Origin of the sequence: Streptomyces asiaticus (genome assembly GCF_018138715.1) — a bacterium.
GTDB lineage: Bacteria > Actinomycetota > Actinomycetes > Streptomycetales > Streptomycetaceae > Streptomyces > Streptomyces asiaticus.
In genome coordinates this window covers 9841975-9861593 of the sequence record NZ_JAGSHX010000006.1, presented here as the reverse complement: position 1 = coordinate 9861593, position 19619 = coordinate 9841975, and the positions used below count along the sequence as shown (strand labels likewise).

General features: G+C 68.7%; 16 protein-coding genes and 4 pseudogenes. 12 read left to right on the top strand and 8 right to left on the bottom strand.

Features of this window, described 5'->3' with window-relative positions:
- Nucleotides 1-120: 120 nt before the first annotated feature.
- The 5 genes from KHP12_RS49340 to KHP12_RS49320 all read right to left on the bottom strand — a co-directional run bounded on the left by KHP12_RS49340 (nt 121) and on the right by KHP12_RS49320 (nt 8148).
- The gene (locus tag KHP12_RS49340; RefSeq protein ID WP_086885087.1) at nt 121-2226 is read right to left on the bottom strand and encodes an FAD-dependent monooxygenase; all 2106 of its coding nucleotides are present in this window, start codon (nt 2224-2226) and stop codon (nt 121-123) included.
- A gap of 339 nt (nt 2227-2565) precedes the next feature.
- Nucleotides 2566-3594 (bottom strand): NADP-dependent oxidoreductase, encoded by a 1029-nt coding sequence (locus tag KHP12_RS49335; protein WP_211834762.1) that lies wholly within the window; start codon nt 3592-3594, stop codon nt 2566-2568.
- 106 nt (nt 3595-3700) lie between these two features.
- Nucleotides 3701-5656 (bottom strand): oxidoreductase, encoded by a 1956-nt coding sequence (locus tag KHP12_RS49330; RefSeq protein ID WP_086885089.1) that lies wholly within the window; start codon nt 5654-5656, stop codon nt 3701-3703.
- A gap of 29 nt (nt 5657-5685) precedes the next feature.
- Entirely contained in the window at nt 5686-7332 is a 1647-nt protein-coding gene (locus KHP12_RS49325) for a GMC family oxidoreductase (protein ID WP_086885090.1), read from the bottom strand.
- A gap of 387 nt (nt 7333-7719) precedes the next feature.
- Nucleotides 7720-8148, bottom strand: coding sequence for a MarR family winged helix-turn-helix transcriptional regulator (locus tag KHP12_RS49320; RefSeq protein ID WP_086885091.1), 429 nt, complete (start codon nt 8146-8148; stop codon nt 7720-7722).
- A gap of 178 nt (nt 8149-8326) precedes the next feature.
- Between KHP12_RS49320 and KHP12_RS49315 the strand changes: the two genes are divergently transcribed.
- The 4 genes and pseudogenes from KHP12_RS49315 to KHP12_RS49305 all read left to right on the top strand — a co-directional run bounded on the left by KHP12_RS49315 (nt 8327) and on the right by KHP12_RS49305 (nt 11567).
- On the top strand, nt 8327-8971 hold the full coding sequence (locus tag KHP12_RS49315; protein WP_086885092.1) for an SDR family oxidoreductase: 645 nt from the start codon (nt 8327-8329) through the stop codon (nt 8969-8971).
- Nucleotides 8972-9148: 177 nt separating this feature from the next.
- A complete protein-coding gene (locus KHP12_RS49310; protein ID WP_086885093.1) occupies nt 9149-10375 on the top strand; it encodes a cytochrome P450 in 1227 nt (408 codons plus the stop codon).
- A 479-nt stretch (nt 10376-10854) separates the two neighbouring features.
- Nucleotides 10855-11211: pseudogene (locus tag KHP12_RS53890) on the top strand (IS630 family transposase); the annotation flags it as partial.
- A gap of 194 nt (nt 11212-11405) precedes the next feature.
- The gene (locus tag KHP12_RS49305) at nt 11406-11567 is read left to right on the top strand and encodes a hypothetical protein (RefSeq protein ID WP_244203295.1); all 162 of its coding nucleotides are present in this window, start codon (nt 11406-11408) and stop codon (nt 11565-11567) included.
- A gap of 3 nt (nt 11568-11570) precedes the next feature.
- On the opposite strand, the pseudogene KHP12_RS52155 reads toward KHP12_RS49305, so the two are convergent.
- Together KHP12_RS52155 and KHP12_RS49295 are read right to left on the bottom strand one after the other, a co-directional pair.
- Nucleotides 11571-11822: pseudogene (locus KHP12_RS52155) on the bottom strand (MazG C-terminal domain-containing protein); the annotation flags it as partial.
- Nucleotides 11823-11918: 96 nt separating this feature from the next.
- Entirely contained in the window at nt 11919-12836 is a 918-nt protein-coding gene (locus KHP12_RS49295; RefSeq protein WP_086885095.1) for a LysR family transcriptional regulator, read from the bottom strand.
- Nucleotides 12837-13021: 185 nt separating this feature from the next.
- On the opposite strand from KHP12_RS49295, the gene KHP12_RS49290 reads away from it, so the two are divergent.
- The 5 genes from KHP12_RS49290 to KHP12_RS49270 all read left to right on the top strand — a co-directional run bounded on the left by KHP12_RS49290 (nt 13022) and on the right by KHP12_RS49270 (nt 16993).
- Nucleotides 13022-13918 (top strand): SDR family oxidoreductase, encoded by an 897-nt coding sequence (locus KHP12_RS49290; RefSeq protein ID WP_086885096.1) that lies wholly within the window; start codon nt 13022-13024, stop codon nt 13916-13918.
- A gap of 36 nt (nt 13919-13954) precedes the next feature.
- Nucleotides 13955-14122, top strand: coding sequence for a hypothetical protein (locus KHP12_RS49285; RefSeq protein WP_167442723.1), 168 nt, complete (start codon nt 13955-13957; stop codon nt 14120-14122).
- A 60-nt stretch (nt 14123-14182) separates the two neighbouring features.
- Nucleotides 14183-15082: an amidohydrolase family protein gene (locus tag KHP12_RS49280; protein ID WP_211834761.1), complete on the top strand. Its 900-nt coding sequence runs from the start codon at nt 14183-14185 to the stop codon at nt 15080-15082.
- A 793-nt stretch (nt 15083-15875) separates the two neighbouring features.
- Nucleotides 15876-16322 carry a helix-turn-helix domain-containing protein gene (locus tag KHP12_RS49275; protein ID WP_208652908.1) on the top strand — a complete coding sequence of 149 codons (447 nt, stop codon included), beginning with the start codon at nt 15876-15878 and terminating at the stop codon, nt 16320-16322.
- A complete protein-coding gene (locus KHP12_RS49270; protein WP_208652907.1) occupies nt 16211-16993 on the top strand; it encodes an IS630 family transposase in 783 nt (260 codons plus the stop codon). The genes KHP12_RS49275 and KHP12_RS49270 overlap by 112 nt, the downstream gene beginning before the upstream one ends.
- Before the next feature lie 101 nt (nt 16994-17094).
- On the opposite strand, the pseudogene KHP12_RS49265 reads toward KHP12_RS49270, so the two are convergent.
- Nucleotides 17095-17211 (bottom strand): annotated as a pseudogene (locus tag KHP12_RS49265) (HTH domain-containing protein); the annotation flags it as partial.
- Between the two features lie 179 nt (nt 17212-17390).
- Here KHP12_RS49265 and KHP12_RS49260 point away from each other — a divergent pair.
- From KHP12_RS49260 to KHP12_RS52150, 3 genes and pseudogenes are all read left to right on the top strand, one after another.
- Complete coding sequence (locus KHP12_RS49260; protein ID WP_086882151.1) at nt 17391-17813, top strand: VOC family protein; 423 nt, start codon at nt 17391-17393, stop codon at nt 17811-17813.
- Between the two features lie 95 nt (nt 17814-17908).
- Nucleotides 17909-18940 (top strand): aldo/keto reductase, encoded by a 1032-nt coding sequence (locus tag KHP12_RS49255; RefSeq protein ID WP_167442523.1) that lies wholly within the window; start codon nt 17909-17911, stop codon nt 18938-18940.
- Between the two features lie 7 nt (nt 18941-18947).
- Nucleotides 18948-19463 (top strand): annotated as a pseudogene (locus KHP12_RS52150) (DNA glycosylase AlkZ-like family protein); the annotation flags it as partial.
- Nucleotides 19464-19619 lie beyond the last annotated feature (156 nt).

Sequence of the window (19619 nt, the reverse complement as noted above, 5' to 3'; positions counted from 1 at the left end):
GAGACGCTAATCAGCTCACTGATCGCCCGGAAGGCAACTGGCATCGATCACGGCCATCCGCGCCAGGGATATCGGACGTATCACACACACAGTCCATATCCGGGTACATGGAGCATGGGGTCACAACCGTGCCGCCATCTCCTGGATACGCTCGCGCAGCCACCGGTGCGCCGGATCCGCGGTGTGCCTGGGATCCCAGTACATCGCCTCCGTCAGCTCCCCCACCGGCTCCAGGGGCACGGCACGCAGGCCCATCGCATGCCCCAGCCGCTCGAAGAGCCGCCGGGGAATCACCGCGACCATCCGGGTGCCGGACACAAGGCAGGCCGCGCCGACAAAGGTGTCGCTCATCGCCACCGTCCGGCCGGACAGGCCGCCTTCGCCGAAGGTGAACTCCGACATCGGCGTGGCCTGCGAGCCGATCCCGATACCGGGCAGCTCGGCCAGTTCCTCCCGGCTCATGCTCGGGCCCACATCGGGATGGTCACCGTCGACGACGGCGACCAGCTCGTCCGGGGGGAGATCGCCGCGGGAGAACGACGTCAGCTCGCCGGCCAGCACGTTCGGCGGCCAGATCAGCAGATCGGACTGTCCACGGCGTAACCGGTCGAACATGCCGGTGTGCACCCCGGTGACGCTCACCCGCACATCCGGGGCCACCTCGCTGAGCTTGCTGAGCAACGGACGCAGCATCACTATGGCCACGTAGTCGTCGGCGACCAGGTTGAAGGTCCGGGTGCTGGTGGCCGGATCGAACTCCTCCGTGCGGTCCAGGACCCCGTACATCCCGCCCAGAAGCTCCTTGACCGGGTCGACCAGTGACTCCGCGAGCGGTGTGAGGACCATCGCCTGCCCGGCCCTGACCAGCAGCGGATCGTTGTAGTGCCGCCGCAGCTTCGCGAGTGCCGTGCTCATCGCGGGCTGGCTCACGGAGACCCGCTCGGCGGCCCTGGTGACACTCCGCTCCGAAAGGAGCGCACTCAGCGGGACCAGAAGGTTCAGGTCGATCCTGGCGGGCCGATCCGCCACGACGGGCGGCAGGCTCCGCTCGGCCGAGGACACCGGCCGGCTCCCCCGCCGCCCATGGGCGGCCATCCGCCGGAAGAAGTCGCCGAGATTCCGCACTCCGTGCGGATCGGTCCCCTCATCGGGGATTTCCTCCAGCTCCTTGGCCATGGCCGCCGCACGCTCACGCATCGTCTTCTCGTACCCGGCGATCGCAGCCGTAAGGTCGTCACCGGCCCCGATGACGGCTCGGGCAAGGTCGGCGGCATCCCGCATGGCGAGATTGACGCCCCAGCAGAACGACACCATGCCGTGGGCGGCGTCACCGAGCAGGGTGCGGCCCGGTGTGGTGGGCCAACTGGTGCCGGTGGGAAGGCCGTAGAGGCGACGGGGCACCATCGTGTCATCGCAGTGCCGGACGAGGTCCGTCAGTTGCGGGGCCCAGTCGGTGAAGTGTTCCAGGATCGCGGCGCGTGCCCGCTCGGGCCGGTCGCAGGGAATGCCGTTCGTGGTCAGCCAGTCCTCGGGAACACGGAAGGCGATGTGGATGCGCAGGCGGCCATCGGCGGCGCGCTGCGCCATCATGCCCTTGTCCTCCTGGAGCGCGAACATGTTGCCGCTGCCCACGACTGCGGCCAGCGCCGGCTGGGTGCGGTGGGCCTCGGGAACACCGATCTCGATGCAGCTGATCCCGGCGTACACCGGCTCGGCCTCGGTGAGCGTCGGGCGGACGCGGGACCAGATGCCGTCCGCTCCGACGAGCAGGTCGCAGCTCTCCACCGCACCGCCCTCGAAGTGGAGCTCGTGGCGGCCACCCCCCAGGGCGGTGACGGTGGCGAGGCTGTGGCCCCAGCGAACGCTGCCGGGGGCCAGACCGTCGAGGAGCATGGCGCGCAGGGCGTGGCGATCGATCTCCGGCCGGCCCGTGTCCCCTTCGGGGGTGACGTCCTGGGGACGGACCGTGGCGTCCTTCCCGAGGATCTTCATATCCAGACCCCTGGGGCGGGCCTGGGCCCAGAAGTCGTTCTCCAGCCCCGCCTCGCGCAGTGCGTGCAGGCCGTATTCGGGGTGCAGGTAGAGGGCGCCGCCCTGGCCGTGGGCGGCGTCGGCGGACTCGCGTTCGTACACGACCGCGTCGATTCCGTTGGCCTGAAGAATGCGCGCGAGGGTGAGGCCGCCTGGGCCACCGCCGACGATCGCGATGCGGGGGGTGGTGTTCATGACCGAGGAGTCCTTCTCAGACAGCTGGGGGTGTGCGGCAGGATATTGGGAACCCTCGCCGAATTAACTGGAGTTGGCGCTGGTGAAAAGGACAGTCTTTCCGGAGCGGCGCCGAGAATAATCGGCGGTCACGCCGTTCGACTGCCTGGATGCCCACTGCGGCACCGACGCGATGCCCTCCGTCCATTGCTCCGGCCAGCCTCGCGCGGCCGCTCCGTCCTCGAACATCTGCCGCATGCCGTCCGTGTGGCCAGGCCGCCTACAACCTTCAGCGACGCATCACGACCTTGTCCCTGATGCCTTCATCCACCGCTGGCACAGCACACCTCATTCATCGAGTCAGCCGAGGCTGACGAGCGTCTTTCCAGCCGTTCGGCCGGCGATCATCTCCGTCAGCGCATGCGGAGCCGACTCCAGACCCGCGAAAACCGTCTCGCGATAATCCAGCTCGCCGCTGCGAAGCCACTCGGTCATCCGGCGCCGCATCTGCCCCATGAGATGCAGGTTGCTGCTCCCGCGAAACCCACGAAGGGTCAGGTCCTTGGACACCGCGAGGAACAGGTTCCGCGGCCCGGCCGAGCCGGACTCGTACTCCGAGATCGAGCCACACATCGCTACGCGCCCACCCCTCCTCAGCTGCGACAGGGCGGCCTCGAGGTGGGTCCCCCCGACGGAGTCGAAATAGACGTCGATTCCGTCGGGCGCGATGTCGCCCAGCCTCGCCTCGATGTTCCCCGCCCGGTAGTTGAAGGCGTCGGCGCCCAAGCGGTCGCGCAGCCAGTCGACCTTGTCGTCGGTGCCCGCGCTGGCGACTACCCGGTTGCCCATGAGCCGTGCGATCTGCACGGCCAAGCTGCCCACCGCCCCCGCAGCCGCCGAGACCCAGACCGTTTCCCCACCTCGTAGCGCGTCAACGACGTACAGACCGGCGTAGGCCGTCAAACCCATACCGCCCAGCGGGCCGAGATACCACTGCGGCTCGCATTCATCGACGTCCAGGCGTGTCAGAGTGCCGAGTCCGCCGAGCTGCTCGGCACCCGCGTCCACGACGGCGTACTCGCGCCAGCCCTGGGCGTGCCACACCGCGTCGCCCGGGGCGAAGCCCTCGGCCCGGGACTCCACCACCTCCCCCACTGTCATGATGCCGTCCATGGCGCGGCCGAGAGCGAAGGCGGTGAAATAGCCGGAGGGCGCGTCGGGACGTAGCCGCAGCCGAAGGCCGGGGTCCACCGATGTCCAGGTGTTGCGTACGAGCACCTGCCCCGGCCCGGGCCGGGGCACAGCGACCTCGACCACCTCGAAGTCGTCCTGGCTGACGCTGCCGGCCGGGTACGTCCTGACCCGGATCTCCCGTCCGGTCCGCCTCATGCCGGTACCACCGTGACGGGCGTCATGAGGTGTAGTCCAGTTCGTCCATGCGCGTAGGTTGAGCCATGTTGAACCAATATCAGTTTGGCTGGATCGGGCGCAATGGTCAAGCGCGTCTGTGCGGCATACGGTGTCGTACAGCGGTGGCGATTCTGACGGCCGCCTCCCGCCCCTCGGCGATCGCGTGCGCCACACGTCGCGGAACCACGGCGTCGCCAACCGTCAGCACCAGGGGGACGGCGCAGTCCAGGGCGCCGCGCGGACGGCGCTCCCCCACCACGACGACCCGGTCCGCGGGCACGGTGGTGGTCCCTCCGGAGGTGCGGTGGGCGACGGTGACGCCGTCGGGGCTGATGCCGGTCGCCGTGCACAGCGGCAGGATCTCAAGTTCGCAGGTGCCGAACAGACGTTCCAGCAACTGGACGCGGCTCTCGGGCGGGATCGCCCCGGCGAAGGCCGTTCCCGGCGTGACGAATGTGATGCGGGGAACTCCTGCGGCTACGGCCAGTTCTGCGACATCGCACCCCGGCCACCAGCCGAACCCGTCGTCGGCCACGACCACATGCGCGGCACCGGCCAGCGACGGAACTCCCCGCGCCAGCGCGACCGACGAGGTCATGGCACCGGCTTCCAGCAGCGGCGATGTCTCCACCGCGCCCGTGGCCAGCACCACGGCGTCGAATCCTTCGAGTTCGGCGCCCGGCTCCGCGGTCTGCCCCAGACGTACGTCGACACTCGCGGCGGACAGCCCCCGTTCGTAGAAGCCGAGCAGCGCGGCCCAACCGGCGCGGTGGGGCGCCAGAGCCGCCGTGGCGAGCTGTCCGCCCAGCCGGTCGGCGGCTTCGTAGAGGACGACGTCCGCCACCCCGGCGTGGGCGAGACTCAGCGCGCACTCCAGGCCCGCGGGTCCCGCCCCCACGACGGCGACGCGCTCTCCGGTGGCGCGTGCCGGATCCCACGCGCCCACCAGCGGTGCGGCAGGCCGACGCGGTTCGCCGTGCGGCGCGAGGTCCGGGTTGACCACGCACAGCAGCACTGGGTCGAACGTCCGGCAGTCCTCGTTGCAGGCCACGCAGGGCCGGACCTCCGTCGCACGTCCCGTGAGCACCTTGTGCGGCAGGTCCGGGTCGGCGATGAGTGCGCGCGCCATCCCCACCAGGTCGGCTCCGGCCGCCAGGGCGTCGCCGATCGAGGCCGCGGTGCGGAAGGCATGGGACGCCACGAGCGGCCGGGTGACAAGTGGCCGCAGACGCGCCAGATCGTCCAGGACCGGAGGGCGTTCGGTGGCCATGTCACGGACGTACGTGGCCCGCACCCCGACGGTGACGTTGACGTAGTCGACCAGCGGATCCACGGTCGGCAGCAGCGCAGCAAGCTCGTCCGGCGTCAGCGCCACGTCCTCCGAGGCGTCGACGCTGAAACGGATGCCCAGCAACGCGTCCGCCGACATCCCGCGAATCGCGGCGATCACCCGCTCCAGTACCTCGAGCCCGTCACCGCGCGGGTTCGTGCGCGGCGAGAGGAACTGCTCCAGCAGATAGCCGTGCGCGGCGTGCAATTCGATGCCGTCGAACCCCGCCTCCAAGGCGTGGGCGGACGATACCCGGAACGCCTCCACCACCTCGTCGATCTCGCTGCCGACCAGAGCACGCGGCGCCGTCGGCTCACGGGGAGAGCGCACGGCCGAGGGAGCGACCGGGGCGTAGTACGACTGCGCGCCGAGCGTCTCCCGGCCAAGATGAACAAGCTGGCAGACGGCGACAGCGCCTTCGGCGTGCATGGCCTCCACCCGCTCCCGCAGCGGACCTACCGCCTCCGGACGGTGGAGCTGAAGGATGTTTCCCTGCCGCGGCGCGGACTCCGGCGCGACCGTCGTACCGCCGCAGACCAGCAACGCCGCCCCACCGGCCGCCAGACGGCCCCAGTACTCGGCGTCGCCGCCAACCGGCAGTCCGTCCCGTATGAAACCGCTGGCGTGAGCCGTGGCGACCAGCCGGTTCCGCAGCGTCGACGAGCCGATGACCAGCGGCGCGGCGGCCAAGGGAAGAGGTGAGGCGGTCATGGGCCCTCCGGCATCGGTCATGATCGTGACTACGCCGGGGTGACGGCGCTCTCGCCCGCGATGGGACCGGCGAGGCGTCCGCGGATGAGGTCCGACAGCCGTTCCGCGGCTGCGATGGTCGGCAGGTTCGTGTTGGCCCGCGGCACTTCCGGGAACACGGAGGCGTCGGCGACCCAGAGTCCGTCGACGCCGATGACGCGGCCGGACGGATCGACCACCGCACGGGGGTCGTCGGGCGCGCCCATGCGGCAGGTTCCGCAGATGTGGCCGGTGTCGCCGATGGTCTCCATCAGCCAACGGTCGACCGTCGCGTCGTCGGACAGCGCGTCGAGGCCCCGGCCGGCGATGTCGATGGCAATGTGTTCGAAGGCGGTGTCGAACGGTCCGCTGCGCAGCAACTCCACGCAGTGTTTGACGCCGTCACGCATCCGGACGAGGTCCGCGGGGTGGCTCAGCAGATCCTGGTCCATCACCGGATGCACGTCGGGATCCGCGGAGGCCAGGCGCAGCACGCCGCGCGAGAACTGCTGGTTCGCCCAGAGACAGAGCAGGCCGGGACCGCCCGCGGTGTGGCCGCCGCCTGCGCCGCCCCAGGTTCCGCCGGTGCCTTCCGCGACGAGATGCGAGTCGCCGGGGTCCGGCAGGGCGAGCGTCTGATTGACCGAGGCGATCATCATGTCGTTCTCACCCGTTCCCTCCAGTCCGGAGGAGTAGCGCAGACAGCAGTTGGTCTGCCGGGCATCGACAGCGGGATGCTTCCCGGGCCGGGCGTACAGCCAGAACAGCGCCAGAGGATGTTCCTGCATCCCCTCACCGACCGGGAGCGCCGCCACCGGGCCGTCCGGCCCGATACCGGACCGCAGCAGGATCGCCGGAGAGTGCACCGCTCCGGCGCAGAGGACAACGTGCTGGGCACGGACTTCCGTCCAGTCGTTCCCCCGGCGCAGCCGCACCCCCACGGCCCTGCCGCCCTCGACGAGCACCGTGTCCACCGTCGCGCAGCCGAACACCCTCAGGTTGGGGCGCTGTCGGGCCGGCTCGAGGTAACCGTCGTTGGTCGTGACCCGCGCACCGTCGCGGGAGCTGATGGCGTACGGCGAGACGCCGGTCCCCGCCGGCCCGTTGTGGTCGTCGCACCAGGCATGGCCATGTCCCAGCGCGGCCTCGGCGAGCGCGTGATCGGCAGGGCCCCAGTCCTCGCGGCCGAGCCGCTGCACCGGTATGGGTCCGTGATCGCCGTGGTGAGGGCGGTCGCCGAAGTCCGCGTCGCTCTCCATGCGTCGCAGGTACGGCAGCATGTCCGCGTACGACCAGCCGGGACAGCCGTACGCCGCCCACCGGTCGTAGTCGTCCGGCATGGCCCGGAAGGCGATCATGCCGTTGACCGACGACGATCCGCCGAGGCCCCGTCCGCGCACATGCGGCCGCGGCGCCTGGGCGCGGCTGCGCCGTGACGTAAGACCCGGCCACTGGAACTCCGCGCAGGCCGTCTCGTCCAACGCCCGCCAGCCGTTCATGCTGCGCAACTGCGGTGGAGCGTCGGCGGACCGCCAGTCGCGCCCCGCCTCCAGCAGCACGACCTCGCTGGCCGGATCCTCGCTCAGACGCGCCGCCAGCACGCTCCCGGCACTGCCACCACCGACGACCACCCAGTCGGCCTCCACTGTCGGCGTCATGGTGCCCCCACCTCCCTCCACGCGCTGGACATCGTCACCTCGTCGAGCGAAGGATCCGTCAACTGGGTGGACATGCGCGGCTCCCCTTGGTGCGACGCTGCGCGTGGTCGGTCGGGTCGGACAGCCGTAAGGGTCGTCGTCCCACGGCGACCCGGGCGCCGGATCGCGCAGACAAAACAGAGATTGAACTAACTTCAATTCTGCGGAGAGCGTACTGCCCCGAGCGGAAGAGCGGCAAGGCTCGTGACGGACATTGACATGACGCGTGCGACCACCACGCGCCCCGCGCGGAAAACGTGTCGGCCCGCGCAAGCCGACTGACCACCGACAGCGACCACGGTGGACCTTCGCCGCCGACGTCCTCCCCAGTGGCCACGCCGAAAGAGCTCAGCGTTTCGAGTTCGGCGCTGTTCCGGGGGTGAGTGCGGTTGCCAGGGCGGCGAGGCGGTCATGCTCCTCGGGTGTGAGACGGCTGAACCGGTCGGCGACCGATTCGGCGAAGCGCTCCCGCAGGCGCACAATCAGCTGTTCGCCCTCCTGGGTGGCCGCTACGCGATTCACCCTGCGGTCCTCGCTGTCGCGCTCTCTCGTCAGCAGCCCCCGCCTCTCCAGCCGGTCGATCATGCCGGTGACATTGGTCCTGTCGCAGCCGAGAGTGGTGGCCAGTTCACTGAAGGACGGCCGATCGGACGTCAGGACGCACAGCAGCTGGGCCTGCTGAGTGGTCAGGCCGAACTCGCGCCCGATGAGCGCGTAGAGGGCGGCGGCCTCGCGGTGCAGCGCAGTTACGGCGGCAGCAAGGGCATGCGAGGTCATGAGAGACAGTCTAGATGATTGACGTCATCGACAATTTAGGAGAGCATCTCGCCTATCGGCATCACCCCCTTTTGAAGGGCTCGGGCATACGCATGAACAGCAAGATCGCAGTCGTGACGGGAGCGTCCCGGGGGATCGGGCGCGCTGTCGCCGAACGGTTGGGGCGGATGGAGCGCGGGTGATCGTCAACTACCACTCGGACGCGGTCGCGGCGAAAGATGCCGTGGCCGCCGTCGAGCGTGCGGGCGGACAGGCCACCGCAGTGCAAGCCGATGTGCGCGACGCAACGCAACTGAGCTCTCTGGTCAAGACGGCCGTTACGGAGTACGGCGGGCTGGATGTCCTCGTCAGCAACACCGGGATGGCGCGCCCCACAACCCTGGCGGAAGCCACGGACGAGGACTTGGAACTGCACTTCGCCATCAACACCCGGCCCGTCTTCAGAGCCCTGAAGGAGGCCGTACTCCACTTGCGCCACGGTGGGCGGGTCGTCGTGATCTCCAGCGGTGCGACCGTCGTGGCGCATCCTGGCGCGGGCCTCTACGCCGCGAGTAAAGCGGCAGCTGAGCAACTGGCCCGGGCGGCGGCACACGAGCTCGGACCGCGCGGAATCACGGTGAACAGCGTGTTGCCCGGAGCTACCCGCACCGATGCCCTGCAAGCTCAGATGCCGGCTGACGTGGCCGCATCCATCCGTAGCCAGACGCCCCTCGGCCGCCTGGGCGAGCCGGCCGACATCGCAGCGGTGGTCGCGTTCCTGGTCTCGGACGAAGGCGCATGGGTCAACGGCCAGAGCATCCACGCAAGCGGTGGCCTCTTCTGAGGTGCCCTGGCAGCTGTTGTCCTTCCGCGCCTGATGACGGCGTCTTCGCTGGTCAGGCACAGAGTCGCTGAGTCCGTGGAAGTCGTGGCCTGTGCGGCTTCACAGCGCAGCAGCACGTTCCCGCGCTCCGGCTCACCGACCCGCCCGCTGGAGTACTCCCCACCATCAAGGAGCGACATGTCCGACCCCCTGGCCGGAAGCCCGACCGAGGCGACCGCGTCGGCCCCTGCATACCCGATGCCCAGGGCGACGGGCTGCCCATTCGACCCGCCCCCGGCGCTCAAAGCGATGCAGCGGAAAGGGCCCCTCACCAGGGTTCGCACCGTGGGCGGCAGTACCCCCTGGCTGGTGACCGGCTATGCCGATCTGCGTGCCCTGTCCCTCGATCCGAAGATCAGTGCCGACAACACTCGGCCCGGATACCCGCAGACCGTTCCCAGCGACGGCGAGGACGCCCTCAGCTTCATCGTGATGGACAACCCCGAACACGCTCGGCTGCGACGCATGGTGACCGCGCCGTTCACGGCGAAGAAGGTGGAGAAGCTGCGGCCCTCCGTGCAGAGGATCGTGGACGGCCTGATCGACGACATGCTCGCCGGGCCCACCCCGGTCGACCTGGTGGAAGTGTTCGCGCTGCCCGTGCCGTCGCTGGTGATCTGCGAGCTGCTCGGTATCCCCTACTCCGACCACGATTTCTTCGGAGAGAACACCCACATCATAGCCAGGCGGTCGACGTCCCCCGAGGACCGGACGTCCGCCCTGGCCAGGCTGACCGACTACCTCGGCGACCTGATGGGGCAGAAGCTGGCCCACCCCGCCGACGACCTGCTCTCCGGTCTTGTGCCCAGGGTCCAGGCGGGCGAGCTGACCCGGCAGGACGCCGCCCAGATGGGCGTCTTGCTGCTGCTCGCCGGGCACGAGACCTCCGCCAACATGATCGCGCTCGGCACGCTCGCCCTCATGGAACACCCCGAGCAACTCGCCCTGCTGCGAGAGTCCGACGACCCGACGTTCATCGCGGCGGCCGTGGAAGAACTGCTGCGCTATCTGACCGTCGTCCAGGACCGTCCTCGGGTGGCGCGGGAGGACATCGAGATCGGCGGGCAACTGGTCCGGGCCGGCGAGGGCCTGTTCATGTCCTACGACATGGCCAACCGCGACCCGGAGAAATTCCCCGACCCCGACCGCCTGGACCTCCGCCGTGACGCCCGCCGCCACGTCGCCTTCGGCCATGGGGCGCACCAGTGCCTCGGTCAAACGCTGGCCCGGATCGAGCTCCAGGTCGTCTTCGGCACCCTGTACCGCCGCATCCCCACATTGGAGGTCGCAGCGCCGCTCGAGAAGATCCCCTTCAAGCACGACGCGCTGATCTACGGCGTGCACGAACTGCCCGTCACCTGGTGACCCCCAGTCCCCCGCAGCCGACACGACGGCACCTTCCGGCCCTCTCCCATCATCAACGAGTTGAGAGGTGCGTGTGGAGCTTGCCGGGCCGAGAGACGAAGCGCCGGGACAGTGTGCGATGGCGGCCCCCGAGCCGTTCGGCCGGCGCCCAATCGGCGTCGCCTTTCCTGCCGGAGGAGGGGCCCGGCGCAGAGTGCGGGGGGCCCTGGGCGGCCCGGCATGCCTCACGAGAACAAGGACCACGACTGAATCCGTATCGAGGCCGAAACCGCTGTCCAGGAGCCCGTTGCCCATCGCAATGTGAGCGAAGCCCAGATCTTCGGCATGGCGTGCAGCGCTGAGCATGCTGGCTCCGTCGTCGAGCGGCCAACGAGATCGCCCACACCCAGTCACGAAGTGTCGCTGCCGTATTACTCAGGTTGAACTCGCAGAGTCCGGCGGCCCGCGACGGTTCTTGATCGTTGCGGTACGACGTCGTCATGCGGTATGCGCATGGTGGCGGGCTGACGCCCAAGGAGCAGGAAAAGCGGGAGCGGGTGCGTCTCGAGGCGGCCGAGTGGTTCGCTCGTGGTGAGAGGACCGAGGCCGTCGCGAGGGAGCTTCGGGTGGCATCGCGGTCGGTGCGAGGTTGGCGGCGGGAGCGGGAGGATCGAACGCGACGACGAGGCGATCGAGGTATGGAAGGCCGAGGTGTGGCCGCAGGTAAAGGGAGCGCGGCGGACCTGCGCGCCCACATCTGCTTCGAGGACGAGGCAGGCCAGGGGCTGAGGCCGCCGAAGGGACACACCTGGGCACCGCGCGGAGCCCGGCCGGTGGTGCGGGTGCGCGGACGCGACGACGCGATCAGACCGCCGGACTCTGCAAGTTCAACCTGAGTAAGTAAGAGGAACGGGACGACGTAGCAGAGCTGCGCCAATCAACCGGCGCACTCCTGCGAACCGCGAATCAACAGTCACCTGGTCCGGTCTCTTCAGCCTGAAGGCGCCGTCGTCGATACGCGAGGACGTACAGGAATTGCGCAGCCCTACGAGTGAGGCTGTTCCCGCGCGACTTTTTTCTCGACACCTGGCGTCGCGAGCTCCTGGACGAGGAAGGCATGGTGTGGGAGCCCGGGGAGGAAGCATGGGAGGCCAAGCTGGCTCTCTTCCGCTCCTACCACGCCCACGGACACCTCGCCCTGGAGTGGGCCTGACACTCACCCGTGGCTGGTCGTTGAGCCGGCCGGACAGAGCGAATCAGGGCTGGACAAGGCCAGCGTCTGCGTGATCAGGTCGAGTTCGAGGCGGCCGCCGCCGTGCTTGTGCAGCTGTCGCCAGACCGCGTAGCCCGTCATGATGGCTCTCTCCCAGTCGGCCGTGCGCACCACGCTGACCTCCAGGTGAGCGGTCATGTGGTCGATGGTGGTGAGCAGTTCCTGGTCGACGCGGCTGACGTCTTCGAAGTACGGGTGGCGGCCGGCCTAGGAGATGACCAAGGCGCTGATGCCTTCTTCGATGGCGATGGCGCGGCCGACGGCTTCCCCGAACGACCCCAGGAACACGCGTCACGACCGGGTGGGGTCGGCTGAGTCCGGTCTGCTGAGGTGGGTCCGGGCGTACTTACGGAACGCGGCGACCAGGCGACTGTGGTCGTCGGCGCGAGTGGCCAGTACGACCTGGGCCGGATCGACGCCGTCGAGCGGAATCGAGGTGAGGTCGGGACGCAGGGCCTGGATGTTGTGGCCGACGAAGATGGCCACGGCCTGCCCGGCGGCGACGAGTTCGAACTTGTCCTCGATGGCGTCGATGAGGGGACCGTCGGGCGCGGGGCGGCCGTTGGGGCGGGGATCGATGCGCCAGTAGGCGCTCCACGCCGGATCGGACTCACGCAGTCGGGGCAGGGGTTCGTCGGCGATGTCGTCGAGGGTGACGTATTCCTTGCCTGCCAACCTGTGGTCCAGCGGCACGACCACGACGCGCGGTTCGTCGTAGAGAACCGTGACGTGTAACTGATCGGTGGGGAACGGCAACCGGCTGACCACCGCGTCCACCCGGTGTTCCAGCAGCGCGGCCCGGACGTCGTGGAAGGCCACGTGCTGGGCCTGCACATCGGCGTCGGGATGGCGGTGGCGCATCTCGCGTACGGCGGGTGTGACGATCAGGCCGGTGGTGTAGCCGACGGTGATGCGGCTGGGCTGGGCCGCGGCCTTGGCGCGTGCGATGGCCCCAGCCGCGGCGCGCAGCAACGCTTTGGCCTGTGGCAGGAACACCTGGCCCGCCTCGGTGAGGCGGCTGCCTCGCGGAGTGCGGTCCAGTAGCCGGGCGCCGAGTTGCTGTTCCAGACGGTGGATCTGCCGGGTCAGCGACGGCTGGGTGATGTGCAGGGCTTCGGCGGCACGGCCGAAATGCCGGTGTTCGGCGATGACCGTGAAGCTGTGCACCAGCCGCAGATCGAGGTCTACGGGCGGCGGCAGGTCGGGCATGTCTCCAGGGTAGCCCTCGACCACGTCATGCACAGGGCAATGAACTGGGGTGATGCTCAAGCCGTATTGCACGATACGGAGGTTTCATTGGATCGGGAAGGTCGTCCGGGGGCAGGGTGGGAGAACCGGCCCGGCACCTATGCGGAGCCGGCTGACAGTCACCTGGTCGAAGGAGTCCGACAACCATGCGCGTATTCGTCACCGGTGCGACCGGCTTCGTCGGGGCCGCGGTCGTGCGGGAGCTGCTGGATGCCGGGCACCAGGTGCTTGGCCTGGCCCGATCGGACCCCTCCGCTGCCACGCTGACCGCAACGGGGGCCGAGGTGCACCGCGGCACCCTGGAGGACCTGGACAGCCTGCGCGCCGGTGCGGCGTTGGCCGACGGCGTGATCCACACCGCGTTCATCCATGACTTCACCCAGTTCCAGAACTCCGTCGCGGTGGACCTGCGCGCCATCGAGACCATCGCGCAGACGCTGGCCGGCACGGATCGCCCCTTTGTGATCAGCTCCGGCACCCCGGGCGTGGCGGGCGGGATGGCGACCGAGGACACCATCCCCGCGCCCGGGACGCCCGCTGCGGCGCGAGGTGGTGCGGAGGAGGCGGTGCTGGCGTTCGCCGACCGCGGCGTGCGCGGCTCAGTGGTACGGCTGCCACGGTCGGTGCACGGCGAGGGCGACCACCACGGCTTCGTCTCCCGGCTGATCGATATTGCCCGGGAGCGGGGTGTGTCGGCGTATCCGGGGGACGGGGCCAACGCGTGGCCGGCCGTGCACCGGCTGGACGCCGCGCTGCTGTACCGGCTGGCCTTGGAGCACGCGCCCGCGGGCAGCCGGCTGCACGCGGTAGGCGATGAGGGCATCCCGGTGCGCCGGCTCGCCGAGCGCATCGGCAAGCACCTGAACCTGCCGGTCACGTCCATCCCGGTGGAGCATGCCGTCGAGCACTTCGGCTGGCTCGGTCCGATCTTCGCGATGGACGCGCCGGCCTCCAGTGCCAGCACCCAAAAGCTGATGGACTGGCACCCGGTTCGTCCCGGGCTGCTCGCGGACCTCGACGCAGGCCACTACTTCACCGGCTGACGCAAACCGTGCGGCGGATTCAAAGGGAAGATCGCCATGGGAGCCAGCACGGTAGTGGACATGGCGCGGCGGACGCCGGGGCCGGTCGGTTGGGTCGACGACCGCGACCGGGCACGGGCGCTGCTCCTTCCCGTCGGCACCCAGTTCACGCCCGGCATCCATCAGCTCACCCTCATCGCGCCGGCGCCGGCCGAACTCACCTGAACAACGCGGGCCCGATCGCGTGCCTGGTATCGATCAGACCTCCCGAGGAGAAGTCTCCCCATGGAAATCATCGACGCGCATCTGCATCTACCACGGCCCTGGTCGCAGTGGAAGCACGGCGACGAGGCGTTCTTGGACCTGCAGACCGAGCTTCTGCTCGGGCAGATGGACGCCGCGGGCGTGGATGCCGCCGTCATCATCAGCGATCCGCACGTAGCCCCCGCCCAGTGGTGCGCGGCCGCGACCGCCCGGCATCCCGACCGACTCGCAACCGTCCTGGTATGCGACGAGAGCGCGCCCGACATTGCCGACCAGGTGGCGAGCGCGCGAGAGAACCCGGGCGTCCTGGGTCTTCGCATCACCACAGCCTGGCCTCCCGGCAATGTCGAGCGTCTCCGGGCAGGCGCCTACGATCGCTTGCTGAGCACAGCCGAGAAACACGGTGTACCGGTGTGCGTCCTGGGCGCGGGCGATCTCCCCGACGTGGCGGTGGTGGCGCGTGCGTACCCGACTCTGCCACTGATCATCGATCACCTCGGACTCAACCAGCCGCCGTTCATGCCGACCGACAATCCGCCGTGGCGCTGCCTCGGGCAGCTCCTGGCGCTCGCCGACCTTCCCAATGTCTCCGTCAAACTGTCCGGGGCACCGACCCTGTCAGACACGCCGTACCCGTACCCCGATATCTGGCCGCACCTCAGGCAGGTACTGGACGCCTTCGGAGTCGACCGCTGCATGTGGGGGACGGACCAGCATCGGGTCTTCGGGCGCCTCCACGGCTTCGACCCAGTGCCGAGGTATCCCGGCTACCACTCATACGCCCAGGGACTGCACTACCTGCTCGACCGCGACGAGTTCTCCGAAGCGGAGAAGACCGCACTGTTCGGCGGCACCCTTCGCAAGATCATGGGCTGGCCGACCGTACCGGCATCGTCACCGACGCCGAGCCCCACCGGCTGACGGCGCGGCCGGTCACCAGTCGGCGGCGGAGTGAGAGCCGTAGTCTTGGAAGAAGCAGGCCGACGCTTACGTTGCTCGGCACAGGCACAGGCACAGGCACAGGCACAGAACAGGTGAGCGTGATGGCGCAGTTGCACTAGCCGCCCGCCCGGAGAGCCCGGGACCCCGGGCGGCTGGTTCCGGAGGAACGAGATGTCCCGCACGGACAAGACGAAACCATCGTGGGTACGCCACCGCGAGCACGGTGGCCTGCCCCTGCACGACCACCGGCACGGCCCCTGCGACCTTCCGCCACACCCTCCCCGGCAGGACACCGGCACCCGCTGCCGATGGGCCACCGTCACCGGAATGGCCTCCCCATGGACGTGCTGTGCACGCACCCAGGAACGCTCGGCGTATAAGGAATGGCAGGGGTGGGTGAGGGCTGACAACCGCAAGGTACGCTACGCCGGTCGCCGCGCCGCACGCCACTGGCAGATGGACATGGATTGACCGGAACAGCCAGTGCTTGGCTCAAACAACGCCCGGGAGGCCATCGGGCCTGCGGACCTTGAGTCGATGGCCAGGCGGCGCTTCGGGAGGGCGTAGCGGTTGTGCCGGCGGGCGCAGCCGACGACCACGGTTTCTTGGGCGGCGTATACCGCGGTTGCGTCCCCGATACCGATACCGGCGCATGGCTAGTAGATTGTCGCTGCTTAGTTGTGGCATGTCTGGTTGGGAGGTTAGTGCCTGGCAGATTCCTTTCCCTCTGTCAGACGGGACTGTTGTCATGGGTTCGCAGAAGAAGCGGCCGGTGAGGTTGACCGCGCAGGATCGCGAGGGGTTGGTGCGGGTGACCACGACGGGTGTTCGCCCAGCTTCGATGATCATGCGGGCCCGGGTGCTGCTCGCGCTGGACACCTCGGTGGGTGAGGTGGATTCCAAGGAGGTGATCGCGGCCCGGCTCGGCGTTTCCGGTGAGACGTTGCGGCTGGTCGCCAAGCGTTTTGCCGAGACCGGTGGCGATGTGCACGCCACGATCGCGCGGAAGAAGCGCGACCTGCCGCCGGTGCCCTCGCCGGTGACCGGCGAGGTCGAAGCCAGGCTGATCGCGATGGCGTGCTCACAGCCACCCCAGGGCCATACCCGGTGGTCGCTGCGGCTGCTGGAGAAGCACGTCGCGCTGGCCGAGGACATCCCCGATCTGGACCACTCCACCATCGGGCGGGTCTTAAAAAAACGGAACTGCGCCCTCACCTGAGAAAGTGCTGGACCATCCCGCCACGAGCGAACGCGGAGTTCGCGGCCCGGATGGAAGACGTGCTGGCCGTCTATGCCCGGCCCTACGACCCGGCACGTCCGGTGGTGTGCATGGACGAGAAGCCCTACCAGCTCCTCGATCATGTCCGCGACCCGCTCCCGGCCCGCCCCGGTCACGACGCCCGCCAGGACAGCGAGTACATCCGCTGCGGCACGTGCTCGATCTTCGTGTGGACCGAACCCCTGCGCGGGTGGCGCCGTGTTCAGGCACTGTCCCGGCGGACCCGGACCGACTGGGCCGGCCAGGTCAAGCAGTTACTGAGCGTGGACTACCCCGACACCGAGACCGTGGTGCTGGTGATGGACAACCTCAATACCCACAGCATCGCCTCGCTGTACGAGGCATTCGAACCACAAGAGGCATTCGCCCTGGCCCAACGCCTCGAGATCCACCACACGCCCAGGCACGGGTCATGGCTCAACATCGCCGAGATCGAACTCTCCGCGCTGACCCGGCAATGCCTCGACCGCCGGATCAGCGACCTCGGCATCCTCAACACCGAACTCTCAGCCTGGCAGAACGCCACCAACACCGACCAACGTCAAGTGAACTGGCAGTTCACCACCCACGACGCACGCATCAAACTGCGCCACCTCTATCCCAAAAATTAGCCGCGACAATCTACTAGTGCCGCATCAGAGGACCTTTGCCCTGTGGTGATGTGACACCCCGTTCGGATGCCGGTCTGCAGCGCGATGGCCTGGTCATCGTGTTCGCGCAGGCAGTCGATGTCACGGCGCACGGTGCGCGAGGTGATGTCGAGACGCTCGGCGAGATCCTCGCCGGACCCGTCACGGTGCGTTTGGAGCAGCGAGAGCAGTGCGGGCAGCCGTCAGGACGTCTTGTGCATGAGATGCGCTCTCACCGCAGTAGAGGACACAACCTGTCCTCTCCCTCCGCCATAGTCACACACGAGCCGTTCAGGAGGCGTCCTCCTGGTCACGGCAGCCGCCGCTGGCGTTTGGGTAGTCGGCGGCGTATTCGCCACATCGAGGCAAGGAGCAGGTTATGTCCGTCACGACCACCACTCACCTCAACTTACGGGGCACGGCACGGGAAGCGCTGGACTTCTACCGGTCCGTCTTCGGCGGACGTACCGTCGTGGTCACCTACAAGGACGCGGGCGCTGTGCAGAATGAGAGCGAGGCGGACTGGGTGATGTGGGGTGAGGTGGCCGGCGACAACGGCTTCCACGTCATGGCCTACGACGTGCCCTCGCAGCTGCCCTGGAACCAGGGCGACAACCCGTTCTTCGTCTCCGTACGCGGTGACGACGCCGAGGAGATCACCGCCCTGTGGGGCAAGCTCGCCGAGGGCTCGACCATCGTGCGTCCGCTGGAGCCTGCGCAGTGGGCGCCGCTGTACGGCATGCTCACCGACCGCTTCGGCGTCACCTGGGTCCTGGACATCACCGCCCCGTACAACGGCTGAGCCAGCCGAACCGACCATACCTTCGCCGTCCGGGCCGCTGCGCCCGGACGGCGCGGGCACCGAACGCTTACAACAGCGGAAGGAAACGGGGCACCGTGCGGATGCGAAAGCTGGGACGGACCGGCATCGAAGTCAGCGCCTACTGCCTGGGCACCATGATGTTCAGCAAGATGGGCAATCCGGATCACGACGACTGCGCGCGTATGATCCACCGGGCACTCGACACGGGCATCAATTTCATCGACACCGCCGACGTCTACGGTTACAGCGAGACCGAGGAGATCGTCGGACGGGCCCTCGAAGGACGCCGCGACGAGGTCGTGCTGGCGACCAAGTTCAACGGCCCGATGGGCGAGAGCCCCAACCGCAACGGCAGCTCCCGGCGCTGGATCATCCAAGCGGTCGAGGGCTCGCTGAAGCGGCTGCGGACCGACTACATCGACCTCTACCAAATCCACCACCCCGACCCGCACACCGACATCGAGGAAACTCTCTCCGCGCTCACCGACCTCGTGCGTGCCGGGAAGGTCCGCGCGATCGGCTCCTCCAACCTGCCGGCCTCGGAAATCGTCGAAGCCCAGTGGGTGTCCCAACAGCGCGGCCTGCACCGCCTGCGAACCGAGCAGCCCACCTACTCCATACTCAACCGCGGCATCGAGCGCGAGGTCCTGCCCACCTGCCACCGCTACGGCCTGGGAGTTCTGGTGTGGAGTCCGCTGTCCGCGGGACTGCTCACCGGTCGCTACCGCAAGAACGCCCCGCGGCCCACAGGCGTCCGCATGCAGTGGGTCCCCCGGCACCTCACCGACGAACGCAAGCTTGATGCCGTTGAGCAACTGCTCACTCTCGCCGAAGCGGCCGGCCACTCCCTCCCCCACCTGGCCATGGCCTTCGCCACCAGCCACCCCGACGTCGCCGCCGCCATCATCGGCCCACGCACCATGGACCAGCTCGACGACCTGCTCGCCGGCGCCACCCTCACCCTGGGCGACGACATCCTCGACAAGATCGACGCAATCGTCCCGCCCGGCACCGACATCGCCCCTCTGGACATCTCCTACACACCCCCCTCCCTCAACCGCACGGACCTGCGCCGACGCCCTCCCCACGAGCGAGCCGCAGCCTGAGAACGGCATGACCGTCCTCGACAGCCGCGCCCTCAACCGCACCACCCTCGCCCGCCAGCACCTGCTCACGCGCAGTGACACATCTGCGCCAGAGGCGGTGGCCCACCTGTGCGGCCTGCAAACGCAAGAGCCCAGGAACCTCTCATCGGGCTGTGGTCCCGCCTGATTGACTTCAAGCCCGAGCAACTGGACGAAGCGCTGACCGGCCGCAGGGTGGTGCACCCCCCTGATGCGCCGCACCGTTCACCTCCTCCACCGGCGCGAACTGGTCGGCATCGACTTGGACGAGGTCGCCACCGCCGGCCGCGCGGCCATGGCCGACCAGCAGCCGCACCATGAGCGAGCTCGTAAATGCCCTCGAAGACCACTGGCCCAGCCCGCCTCACCGCGTTCTGGGCGAGCTGCTCATCGCAGCCCTCATCCCCATGGCCCGGCTCCCGCCCCGCGGTCTGTGGCACCAACTGCCGGCGTGCGCAACCTGCCGTTGGCCACCTGGCGGGAACGGGACATCGCCTCCTCCCCGCCGATGACGACGAAAGTCGACCGCGCAGTGGACCGCAACTGCCTTCCAGGACGATAGCTGAGCTCCCTTCGAGGGTGCCCTCACTGTCTGTCAAGGAGTTTTCGTGACTGATGCAAGCAAGCCCCCGCTGCCCGGGCCGCAGTTCGATCCCGAAGC

Bases quoted from the DNA above. Each gene is read 5' to 3' on its own strand.
- KHP12_RS49340 (WP_086885087.1), bottom strand. From the start codon at position 2,226: ATGAACACCACCCCCCGCATCGCGATCGTCGGCGGTGGCCCAGGCGGC.
- KHP12_RS49335 (WP_211834762.1), bottom strand. From the start codon at position 3,594: ATGAGGCGGACCGGACGGGAGATCCGGGTCAGGACGTACCCGGCCGGC.
- KHP12_RS49330 (WP_086885089.1), bottom strand. From the start codon at position 5,656: ATGACCGCCTCACCTCTTCCCTTGGCCGCCGCGCCGCTGGTCATCGGC.
- KHP12_RS49325 (WP_086885090.1), bottom strand. From the start codon at position 7,332: ATGACGCCGACAGTGGAGGCCGACTGGGTGGTCGTCGGTGGTGGCAGT.
- KHP12_RS49320 (WP_086885091.1), bottom strand. From the start codon at position 8,148: ATGACCTCGCATGCCCTTGCTGCCGCCGTAACTGCGCTGCACCGCGAG.
- KHP12_RS49310 (WP_086885093.1), top strand. From the start codon at position 9,149: ATGTCCGACCCCCTGGCCGGAAGCCCGACCGAGGCGACCGCGTCGGCC.
- KHP12_RS49295 (WP_086885095.1), bottom strand. From the start codon at position 12,836: ATGCCCGACCTGCCGCCGCCCGTAGACCTCGATCTGCGGCTGGTGCAC.
- KHP12_RS49290 (WP_086885096.1), top strand. From the start codon at position 13,022: ATGCGCGTATTCGTCACCGGTGCGACCGGCTTCGTCGGGGCCGCGGTC.
- KHP12_RS49285 (WP_167442723.1), top strand. From the start codon at position 13,955: ATGGGAGCCAGCACGGTAGTGGACATGGCGCGGCGGACGCCGGGGCCG.
- KHP12_RS49280 (WP_211834761.1), top strand. From the start codon at position 14,183: ATGGAAATCATCGACGCGCATCTGCATCTACCACGGCCCTGGTCGCAG.
- KHP12_RS49260 (WP_086882151.1), top strand. From the start codon at position 17,391: ATGTCCGTCACGACCACCACTCACCTCAACTTACGGGGCACGGCACGG.